This window comes from Providencia sp. PROV156 (assembly GCF_028480905.1).
Lineage (GTDB): Bacteria > Pseudomonadota > Gammaproteobacteria > Enterobacterales > Enterobacteriaceae > Providencia > Providencia hangzhouensis.
In genome coordinates, this window is record NZ_JAMPPE010000017.1 from 26,381 (window position 1) to 37,610 (window position 11,230).

Genomic DNA, 11,230 nt, shown 5'->3' on the forward strand with positions numbered 1-11,230 from the left:
TTGCCAAACGTTTCGCAAAACAATGTGTTTAGATTGCTAATAAAATACTAATGATTACAATTTAACGATGACAACTTACGTATTACTTTCTGTGCTGTTTGCAGCTTTTTGCCATGCAAGCTGGAACGCTATAGTTAAATTTGGTAATGACCGTTTTTTCGGCCTAGTCATGATTTCTGTTTTTTCTGGCGCCTTAGCGATACCAGCAATACTTTGGTTAGGCCTACCATCACCAGAAGCTATCCATTGGTTAGCGTTATCGGTACTGTTTCATATTGGCTATACCTATTTTTTAAGTCAGGCTTATACACATGGCGATTTAAGCCAAATTTACCCAATATCACGTGGTTCTGCGCCATTAATGACAGCAGTACTAGGTGCTTTGCTATTTAATGAGCTAATTCCACTAATGGGTCTTATTGGTGTTTTGTGCATTATTAGTGGCGTAGTGCTCATTGCTTTTGCAGGTAAAAAATTCACATTGAATATTAAGGGAAAAGCACTAGTTTTTGCCTTATCAACCGCCTTCTTTACGGCTTGCTATACCCTATCCGATGGCTATGGTGCCAGAGCAAGTGAAGACCCTGTCGTGTACACACTTTGGTTGTTTCTTTTAAATGGGATTGTGTTAGCTGTACCTGGCCTTATCAAATATCGTGGTGCCTTACTTGTTGGAATTCAACAATACTGGCGTTCAGGGTTGCTAGGTGGGTTAATGCAACTCATTAGCTATGGCATTGCCATATGGGCGATGAGCCAAGCACCGATTGTCATGGTCGCCGCAGTTAGAGAAACTAGCGTACTATTTGCCATGTTTTTATCCATTGCTTTTCTTAAAGAAAAATTCAACGTCATGCGAGTCATTGCCTGTGTTGTTATTGTTTTTGGTGTTTTATTAGCAAAATTAAGTCATTAATAAAATTGTTATTATTTGAATGTTTGGTTATCAAGCAACTAATTTAGCTTTATTCAAAATCGTATTATTGCTTTTTATTTACCCATAATTGTTATATTTTCTCACCAGATATGAGGCCAAAATGTCGCTTTTAAAATCTTTACTGGCTATTTCCATTATTAGTGCTTCTTTTCCTAGTTTTTCAGCTATCCCCGCGGACACCATAATCGTAGATGGAACCATCTTAACAATGGATGCTAAAAAACAGGTTATTGACCATGGCACGGTTGTCATCAAAGGCAATAAAATTATTGCGGTTGGTGGCCCTGAACTTGCTCAAAATTATCAAGCACCTAATGTCCTGAATGTTAATGGCGATATTGTCATGCCAGGGCTAATTAACACTCACACACATGCATCTATGACCGTGTTTCGTTCCTTAGCCGATGATGTGCCAGACCGTTTACACCGTTATATTTTCCCATTAGAAAATAAAATGGTTTCCCGTGAAATGGTACGAGTTGGGGCCAACCTTGCGAATATTGAAATGATTAAAGGTGGCGTCACAACTTACGTTGATATGTATTACTTTGAAGATGAAGTGGCTAAAACCGTTGATAAAATTGGACTAAGAGCGGTTCTTGGGGAATCAGTGATTCAATTTCCCGTCGCTGATGCAAAAAATGCAGATGAAGGTATCGATTATGCAGTCAACTTTATCAATCAATACAAAGATCACCCACGTATCACCCCTGCTTTTGCGCCTCATGCGCCTTATACCAATACAACAGAGCATTTACAGAAAATAGCAAAATTATCTCAAGAACTTAATGTTCCAGTAATGATCCATCTGGCGGAAACTGACCGTGAACAAGAAGAAATAGCCAAACGTACAGGAGGGAAAAGCCCTGTACAATATATGGCTGACATTGGCGCACTGAATAATAAAGTTATTGCAGCGCACGCCATTATGGTTGATGAAAAGGATATGGATCTACTCAAGCAGTATGATGTCGGCGTTGCGCATAATATCAGTGCGAATACTAAGTCTGCTAAAGGTGTTGCCCCTGTGACAACCATGCTGGAAAAGGGGATCCGCGTTGGTTTGGGAACGGATGGACCAATGTCGAGTAATACGCTAACGACGTTAAATGAGCTAAATTTAGTCGGTAAAATTCACAAACTAGCCAATAAAGATAGAGCAGCGATGCCACCAATCACTGTTGTTGAGATGGCGACCATGGGCTCTGCGCGGGTATTACATATGGAAGACAAACTCGGCTCTCTCGAAGCAGGGAAATTAGCTGATATCATTGTTATTGATACCAAATCACCAAATATGGTTCCTATGTATAGCCCCTATGCCGCATTAGTCTATGGCGCAAATGGAGCCAATGTTCGCCATACTATTGTTGATGGCAAGGTATTGATGCAAGACCGTAAAATACTGACTGCTGATGAAAATACAATTATCAAAGAAGCTCAAGATTTTGCCAGTAAAGTCCGCGAAACTGTGGTTGCTAGTGGTGAAGTCGTAAAATAAGATAAAAAAATGGCTGACTTGGCAATATGCTCAGTCAGCCATTCTAGCTTTTCCAATTATTAACTAATTATTTATTAGTTAAATCATCAAAGAATTTCTTAACGCCATCTAAAAAGCTTTTAGAGCGCGGGCTGTTCTTCTCACCGCTCTTTCCACCTAATGATTCACCAAACTCTTTGAGCAACTCTTTTTGTTTCTCATTGAGTTTAACGGGGGTTTCAACAACAATGTGGCACATTAAATCACCTTGCAGACCACCACGTACCGATTTCACACCTTTTCCTTTCATACGGAAAATTTTACCGGTTTGGGTTTCTGCTGGGATTTTCAGTTTTACACGGCCATCAAGGGTTGGTACTTCAATTTCGCCACCCAGTGCTGCATCAGCAAAGTTAATTGGAACCTCACAGTGCAGGTTATTACCATCACGCTCAAAAATATTATGAGGCAACACATGAACCTGAACGAATAAATCTCCTGCTGGTGCCCCGTTTTCTCCGGCCTCACCTTCTCCTGACAAGCGAACACGGTCACCTGTATCTACACCTGCTGGAATTTTAACTGACAGTGTTTTATATCTTTCAACACGGCCATGGCCATGACATTTGTTGCATGGATCTTTGATAACTTTACCGCGACCATGACACGTTGGACAAGGCTGTTGTACAGAGAAAAAGCCTTGGCGCATATGGACTTGGCCCATACCGTGACAGGTTGAGCACGTATCCGCACTAGTTCCTGGTTTCGCACCATTACCATGACAAACGTCACAGGTTTCCAAGGTTGGAATACGGATTTCTTTGGTCACTCCACGGACAGCCTCTTCGAGAGTCAGTTCCATGTTGTACTGTAGATCAGAACCACGGCTTGGGCGCTGCTGTCTGCGGCCGCCTCCAAAAATATCACCGAAGACGTCACCAAAGATATCACTAAAGTCCGCACCACCGAAGCCACCGCCTCCGCCCATTCCACCTTGCTCAAACGCAGCATGACCATACTGGTCATAAGCCGCACGTTTTTGCTCGTCAGAAAGAACTTCGTAAGCTTCTTTGATCTCTTTAAATTTATCTTCTGAACCTTTATCACCCTGATTACGGTCAGGGTGATGCTTCATCGCTAAGCGCTTATAAGCACGCTTAATATCTTTATCCGATGCATTTCTTTCGAGGCCTAATACCTCATAAAAATCTCTTTTTGCCATTTAATTTTACCCTTAACATGCGGAACGGGCGTAGAGTTGCCTCGACGCCCGTATCCGGTATCAGTAACCATTAACTATCATTTGCTATAGCTACTGCGCCCGCTAAGGGCATTATTTTTTGTCTTTGTCGTTAACTTCTTCGAATTCAGCATCAACAACATCATCATCTTTTTTCGCTTCTGCGCCAGCGCCAGCTGCACCGCCCGCTTGAGCTTGTTGCTGTGCGATTTCCAGAAGTTTTGCAGATGCCGTGACTAAAGCTTGGATTTTCGCTTCAATATCCGCTTTGTCTTCACCTTTTGCTGCTGCTTCTAATTCAGAAGTTGCTTTTTCGATATTCGCTTTATCTTCAGCTGGTAATTTATCACCGGCTTCTTCGATTTGTTTACGAGTACCGTGAACTAATTGGTCAGCTTGGTTACGAACCTGAACTAGCTCTTCAAATTTACGGTCAGCTTCAGCGTTTGCTTCTGCGTCACGTACCATTTTTTCGATTTCCTCATCATTCAGGCCTGAAGAAGCCTTAATGGTGATGTTTTGCTCACGTCCACTATTTTTATCTTTAGCAGAAACATGCAAGATACCATCCGCATCGATATCAAAAGTCACTTCGATTTGTGGCATACCACGTGGTGCAGGTTGAATACCATCTAAGTTAAACTGCCCCAGTGATTTGTTGTCACTTGCGCGTTTACGCTCACCTTGCAGAACATGGATAGTTACCGCTGCTTGGTTATCTTCAGCTGTTGAGAACACTTGGCTATGTTTAGTTGGGATAGTGGTATTCTTCGCAATTAACGAAGTCATCACGCCACCCATGGTTTCGATACCTAAAGACAGAGGAGTTACGTCAAGTAACAGAACGTCTTTAACATCACCCGCTAAAACACCACCTTGAACTGCCGCACCCATTGCAACCGCTTCATCTGGGTTAACGTCTTTACGTGGTTCTTTACCAAAGAAATCAGCAACAACTTTTTGAACCATTGGCATACGTGTTTGACCACCAACTAAGATAACATCGTTGATTTCGCTCACGCTTAAGCCTGCGTCTTGCAGAGCAACTTTAACTGGCTCCATAGAACGCTTAACTAAATCTTCTACCAGTGACTCTAATTTCGCACGAGTCACTTTGATATTCATGTGTTTAGGACCTGTTGCATCTGCTGTAATATACGGCAGGTTAACATCTGTTTGTTGTGCAGAAGACAGCTCAATTTTCGCTTTTTCTGCAGCTTCTTTCAGACGTTGCATTGCTAACGGGTCGTTACGCAGGTCAACACCTTGTTCTTTCTTAAATTCTTCAACTAAGTAGTTGATTAAACGTGTATCAAAGTCTTCACCACCTAAGTGTGTGTCACCATTGGTAGCCAGAACTTCATACGTTTTTTCGCCATCAACTTCATCGATTTCGATGATTGATAAGTCGAATGTACCACCACCTAAGTCATAAACCGCGATAGTACGGTTACCAACTTCTCTGTCTAAGCCGTATGCTAATGCAGCTGCTGTTGGTTCGTTAATGATACGTTTTACTTCTAAACCAGCAATACGGCCAGCATCTTTAGTCGCTTGACGCTGAGCATCGTTAAAGTAAGCTGGTACAGTAATAACTGCTTCTGTTACTGGCTCACCTAAATAGTCTTCTGCTGTTTTCTTCATTTTTTTCAGAACTTCAGCTGAAACTTGTGGTGGAGCCATTTTTTGGCCTTTCACATCTAACCAAGCATCGCCGTTATCAGCCGCAATGATTTTATATGGCATGATAGAAACGTCGCGCTGAACTTCTTCGTCTTGGAAACGACGACCAATCAAACGTTTAATTGCAAATAAAGTATTTTCTGGGTTAGTCACTGCCTGACGTTTCGCTGGCTGACCAACTAAAATTTCACCATCTTGAGTGTACGCAATGATGGAAGGAGTAGTTCTATCACCTTCGCTGTTCTCCAGAACACGAGCTGTAGTACCATCCATAATTGCAACGCATGAGTTAGTTGTACCCAAGTCGATACCAATAATTTTACCCATCTAAAACGCCTCCAAAGGAATTCTTTTCACTATGATTTCGATATCAATCTATATGAGGCTCAATATTTCATTTTCAAGGGAGTTTTCACTCTGAGCCTAAATTATTTTTCAATACGCAATAATTTGGATTGATATCAGTTGATGCTTTTAAGATGGGGTCACAAATTCATTCATCAAGGGGGAGAATCAAAAAAATTTGCATTTATTGCAAAAAAACCTGTCTTGTGATCATGGTTTAAACAATTAAAACTGCGTATGATGCGCCGCCGCTGTCACTTTGGCAAAACCTTTTTGTTTTTTATCTATTTGAATTTTTTATATTTTACCAGAGGTTATATGCAGTCTAGCTCTCTTGCAAATCCAGGCCCACTTGGTTTACTAGGCTTTGGTATGACAACCATCCTGCTGAATATTCATAATGCAGGTTTTTTCCCTCTTTCATCCGTTATTTTAAGTATGGGCATTTTTTATGGTGGTATTGCTCAATTTATTGCAGGTCTGATTGAATACAAAAAAAGCAATACATTCGGTGCAACTGCATTTACCTCTTACGGTATGTTTTGGATTGCATTAGTGGGGTTATTATTTTTGCCTTCAATGGGATTAGCCGAAGCAACTTCACCTGAGTTTTTAGGTGTTTTCCTCGCTATTTGGGGAATTTTTACCTTTTTCATGTTTTTAGGAACCTTCAAAGCTAATTTTGTTTTGCAATTTGTCTTTGGTAGCTTAACTGTATTATTCGCTTTATTAGCGATTGGCAATATTACGGGAAATGCAGCATTACTAAAATTTGCTGGTTTTGAAGGAATTATCTGTGGCGCTAGCGCATTTTATTTAGCGGTCGCAGAAATATTAAATGAGCAATATGGCAAAACGGTATTACCGATTGGCCAACGTGGTTAAATTTAACTAACGTATGTGATTTTATGCATTAAATATTATTAATCAGGTGAGCTAAGCCTCACCTGATTACATCGCAAACTATTCAGGACGAATTGCGGATTTAGGCCTAAATGCCTTCACAACCGTAGGGTCTGTTTCTACATATGGGCCGTCAAGCAATTGAATACAATAAGGAACACTGGCAAAAATACCAGAAACTACCACATTCCCTTCTTTGTCTTTTAAACCTTCCAGAGTTTCCGCGATCGCTTTAGGCTGCCCAGGTAAATTTAAAATCAAAGCCTGGTTGCGTATTACCCCTACTTGGCGTGACAGTATCGCAGTAGGGACGAACTTTAGGCTAATTTGGCGCATTTGTTCGCCAAAACCTGGCATTTCACGGTCTGCAATCGCAAGGGTTGCATCAGGCGTGACATCACGGCGAGCAGGTCCTGTGCCGCCTGTGGTTAGGACTAAATGGCAAGCAAACTCATCCACCAGCTCACATAATGTTTGCTCTATCATGATTTGCTCATCAGGGATCAGGCGAGTTTCGATACGAAAAGGGGTTGTCAACGTTTTCGCTAACCACTCTTCTAATGCGGGAATGCCTTTGTCTTCATAAATACCACTCGAAGCACGATCAGAAACGGAAACCAGACCTATGCGCAATTCATCCATACAAACCTCAAAGAAATTATTCAATCAAAAACTGTTCACTTAATAATAAACAGGGGCAATATCATACCATGATGAACGATTGTATAAAGCGCCCTTGATTTTATATCTTGAAATTGAGAACTAACTCAATGAAAAATAGGCATAAAAAAACCCAACCAACAGGCTGGGTTTTAAGGAAAAATGAAATAAATTACAGTAAGTCTGCAATCATTTTTTCTAGTTTTTCTTGGTCTACTGCAAACTTACGGATACCGTCAGACAGTTTATCAACCGCCATTGGGTCTTGGTTGTGCTGCCAATAGAACTCTGCTTCAGTCAACTTAGCGCCTGGCTCTTTAGTTTTACCTGTATCAGTCAGTTTACGTACTAATTCACCTTGTGATTCAGACAGCTCTTTTAATAAGCCTGGAGAGATAGTTAAACGGTCACAACCTGCTAGTTCAATGATTTCACCCACGTTACGGAAGCTTGCGCCCATAACCACAGTTTTATAACCGTGAGCTTTGTAGTAGTTGTAGATTTCAGTAACAGAAACCACACCTGGGTCTTCATGTGGTGCGAATTCTTTCTTATCTGTATTCGCTTTGTACCAGTCAAGAATACGGCCCACAAATGGAGAAATCAGGTATACACCCGCTTCCGCACAAGCACGAGCTTGAGCAAAAGAGAATAATAAAGTCAGGTTACAGTTAATGCCTTCTTTTTCCAGTTTCTCTGCAGCACGGATACCCTGCCAAGTTGAAGCCAGTTTGATCAGAATACGGTCATTGCTGATGCCTGCATCGTTATACATTTTGATTAAGTGACGCGCTTTAGCAATACAAGCTTCTTCATCATAAGACAGACGCGCATCAACTTCAGTAGAAATACGACCCGGAACTAATTTCAGAATTTCCAGACCGATATTAACAGCCAGCTTGTCACAAGCATCAACAATTTGTTGCTCGCGATTATTGCTTTGCTTACGAGCCCATTCTACCGCTTCATCAATTAATTTACGGTACTCAGGAATTTGTGCAGCATTTAAGATCAGCGAGGGATTTGTGGTCGCGTCTTGTGGTTTGTAAAGCTTCATCGCTTCGATGTCGCCAGTATCAGCAACAACAGTTGTCAGACTACGTAATGAGGTTAGTTTATCGGTCATTTCTTTAATCTCGTTGTTATACCCGTCATATTCCAAGTTGTAGCGGTGGTTAGCTACCTACAATTCTTGCGACTCTTGTGGTGTAGGCTAACAAACTGCAACTTGAATTACTTTGCGTATTATAAAGGAATTGTGGCTATCGCCGCACCGTCTACAGATAATATCATGCATCCATATTGCTGCAAGCAAGTAAATCTAGTCAAAAGCAACTATTTGATTGGCAATCGATTTCGCTAGCCAATTAGAAACTGAATCCTTTTAGCTAGTTATATTGTGCTGTCATTGTAATAAAGAATAATATTGGTTTGGCTTATCGTATCAATTAGCCAATTAGGAAGAATTTTTGCTAAAGTAAGCAGTATCATTCTTTATAAAGGGTCAAGTCATGCTTATTACAATTTCACCTGCAAAAACATTAGACTACGAAAGCCCACTTGCGACACAGCAGTTTACTCAGCCTGAATTACTTACTGAGTCACAAAAATTAATTAATGTCTGTCGTAAATTAACCCCTGCAGATATTGCCAGTTTAATGAAAATTAGTGACAAGCTTGCGGGGCTCAATGCTGCCCGTTTTGCAGAATGGCATGCGGACTTTACCCCAGAAAATGCACGCCAAGCGATCCTTGCCTTCAAAGGGGATGTGTATACTGGTATGCAAGCAGAAACCTTTTCTCAAGACGATTTTGCGTTTGCTCAATCTCATTTACGCATATTATCAGGTCTTTACGGTATCTTAAGACCGCTAGATTTAATGCAACCTTACCGCTTAGAAATGGGAATTCGATTAAAAAACACCCGTGGAAAAGATTTATATGAGTTTTGGGGAGACATCATCACCAAGCAATTAAATCACGCATTAGCGGAGCAAAAAGATCAAATATTAGTCAACCTTGCCTCAGATGAATATTTTAAATCGGTGAATACAAAGAAATTGGACGGGCAAATTATCAAGCCTATTTTCCTTGATGAAAAAAATGGTAAATATAAAGTTATCAGTTTTTATGCAAAAAAAGCGCGGGGTTTAATGAGCCGCTTTATCATCCAAAATAAATTAACGAAAACAGACCAACTGGCTGATTTTAATTTAGAAGGCTATCAATTTGATGAAAGCCAATCTAAAGGTAACGAGCTGGTATTTACCCGCTCAGAGCAAGCCTAATATACAAAACGTGGGGATTGGTACGCAGCCGATACCCACGAATGCCAAAATACTTCACTCTTTTTTCGGGCTCTATCACAATTTACTCATAAACCTTCTAGTCAAGAACAAATTAGCATTGATTCCTCAGCCTACTTTTTAGCTTTATGACAGTATAAATTGAGTTTTACCCACTATTTTGGAGGTGAAGTATGCCTTATGTTGCATCATCAAAGCGCTATACTGAAATGGAATATCGTTTATGTGGCCGTAGCGGATTACGCTTGCCACTGATTTCATTAGGGTTATGGCACAACTTTGGCGATAACAAACCCTTTGATAATTGCCAAGCCATGCTTCGCCATGCTTTTGACCTTGGGATCACCCATTTTGATCTTGCTAATAATTATGGGCCACCACCAGGCTCTGCCGAAAGTACATTTGGCAAAATTATGCAGCGGGATTTTCTGCCTTATCGCGATGAAATGGTTATTTCATCAAAAGCGGGTTTCACTATGTGGGATGGCCCTTATGGTGACTGGGGAAGTAAAAAATACTTAGTTGCAAGCCTAAACCAAAGTTTAAAGCGAATGGGATTAGATTATGTAGATATATTTTATCATCATCGACCTGATCCCAATACTCCATTAGAAGAAACCATGGGAGCGCTGGATCTCATAGTTCGCCAAGGAAAAGCCCTGTATGTGGGGATTTCTAATTACCCAACCAATTTAGCCAAAGAAGCCATTAATATTCTCAATGAATTAGGAACCCCTTGCCTGATTCACCAACCTAGATATTCCATGCTAGAACGTACTCCCGAAGAAGATTTACTCGATTTACTGGAAGAAGAAGGCGTTGGCTCTATCGCATACTCTCCATTGGCTGGTGGGATATTAACCGATCGCTACCTTAATGGCATCCCTGCTGATTCACGTGCTGCAGGTAATCCTTCTTTGCCCCCAGAAAGACTCACGTCAAACATTTTATCAAAGGTTAAACAACTGAATGAACTGGCAACAAAAAGAGGACAAAAGCTAAACCAAATGGCATTAGCATGGTTACTGAGACACGACAGGATCACTTCCGTTCTCATTGGCGCAAGCCGTATCAGCCAAATTGATGATGCAATGGGGATACTAAAAAATCGTAATTTTACGCAAGAAGAGCTCAAAGCCATCGAATTAATATTAGAAGGCGAATAAAACACACAAGTTGCAGGATATCCTGCAACTTAATAAATTTTATCTCAATTAACGATATTCCCCATTTGCTTTAAACTGCACCACAGAATAAGGCTGAGTACGGCCATCTGGCTGCTCCATCCCTAGGCTACCAATTGGCATACCCGGAACAGAAATCCCTACCACATCCGCTGGTAAGGCATCAATCGCATCAAGACTGCTGACAGGAACATGGCCAACAATCACTTTACCTTTGTATTTAGCGATATGGCAGCTGCGTAAGTTATAAGGCACATTCAGCTCATCATTCAGTTTGTTCAACTCATCATAACTGATTTCATTGACCACAACGTCATACCCTGCTTTTTTAACTCCTTCTCCCCATAATTGGCAGCAACCACAGTTTGCATCTTTATACAATTGCACGCTCTGGTTTTGAGAAAATGCAGAAAATGACAGTAAAAACATTCCACCTAAAATTATCTTCTTCATTGCTATTTACCTTATCAATAATAATGACTAGTACTTAAA

General features: G+C 40.8%; 10 protein-coding genes. 5 read left to right on the plus strand and 5 right to left on the minus strand.

From position 1 onward, the window contains the following. The first annotated feature begins 67 nt into the window (after positions 1-67). Together PSF31_RS13430 and PSF31_RS13435 are read left to right on the plus strand one after the other, a co-directional pair. Complete coding sequence (locus tag PSF31_RS13430) at positions 68-916, plus strand: EamA family transporter (protein WP_004905644.1); 849 nt, start codon at positions 68-70, stop codon at positions 914-916. Positions 917-1,037: 121 nt separating this feature from the next. After that, a complete protein-coding gene (locus PSF31_RS13435; RefSeq protein WP_094961931.1) occupies positions 1,038-2,438 on the plus strand; it encodes an amidohydrolase in 1,401 nt (466 codons plus the stop codon). Between the two features lie 67 nt (positions 2,439-2,505). Here PSF31_RS13435 and dnaJ read toward each other — a convergent pair whose 3' ends face one another. Then, on the minus strand, positions 2,506-3,639 hold the full coding sequence (gene dnaJ, locus PSF31_RS13440) for a molecular chaperone DnaJ (RefSeq protein WP_004905648.1): 1,134 nt from the start codon (positions 3,637-3,639) through the stop codon (positions 2,506-2,508). Positions 3,640-3,750: 111 nt separating this feature from the next. Then, the gene (gene dnaK / locus PSF31_RS13445; RefSeq protein ID WP_004905650.1) at positions 3,751-5,667 is read right to left on the minus strand and encodes a molecular chaperone DnaK; all 1,917 of its coding nucleotides are present in this window, start codon (positions 5,665-5,667) and stop codon (positions 3,751-3,753) included. A gap of 336 nt (positions 5,668-6,003) precedes the next feature. Between dnaK and satP the strand changes: the two genes are divergently transcribed. Beyond that, positions 6,004-6,570 (plus strand): acetate uptake transporter, encoded by a 567-nt coding sequence (gene satP, locus PSF31_RS13450; RefSeq protein WP_096864559.1) that lies wholly within the window; start codon positions 6,004-6,006, stop codon positions 6,568-6,570. 78 nt (positions 6,571-6,648) lie between these two features. On the opposite strand, the gene mog is transcribed toward satP, so the two are convergent. After that, a complete protein-coding gene (mog, locus tag PSF31_RS13455) occupies positions 6,649-7,230 on the minus strand; it encodes a molybdopterin adenylyltransferase (protein ID WP_004905653.1) in 582 nt (193 codons plus the stop codon). Between the two features lie 190 nt (positions 7,231-7,420). After that, entirely contained in the window at positions 7,421-8,374 is a 954-nt protein-coding gene (gene tal / locus PSF31_RS13460; protein ID WP_036958561.1) for a transaldolase, read from the minus strand. A 385-nt stretch (positions 8,375-8,759) separates the two neighbouring features. Between tal and yaaA the strand changes: the two genes are divergently transcribed. Beyond that, the gene (yaaA, locus tag PSF31_RS13465) at positions 8,760-9,536 is read left to right on the plus strand and encodes a peroxide stress protein YaaA (RefSeq protein ID WP_004905658.1); all 777 of its coding nucleotides are present in this window, start codon (positions 8,760-8,762) and stop codon (positions 9,534-9,536) included. Positions 9,537-9,727: 191 nt separating this feature from the next. Beyond that, complete coding sequence (locus PSF31_RS13470; RefSeq protein WP_094961928.1) at positions 9,728-10,720, plus strand: aldo/keto reductase; 993 nt, start codon at positions 9,728-9,730, stop codon at positions 10,718-10,720. A gap of 48 nt (positions 10,721-10,768) precedes the next feature. Here PSF31_RS13470 and PSF31_RS13475 read toward each other — a convergent pair whose 3' ends face one another. Beyond that, complete coding sequence (locus PSF31_RS13475) at positions 10,769-11,191, minus strand: DUF411 domain-containing protein (protein ID WP_004905661.1); 423 nt, start codon at positions 11,189-11,191, stop codon at positions 10,769-10,771. Between the last annotated feature and the right edge of the window lie 39 nt (positions 11,192-11,230).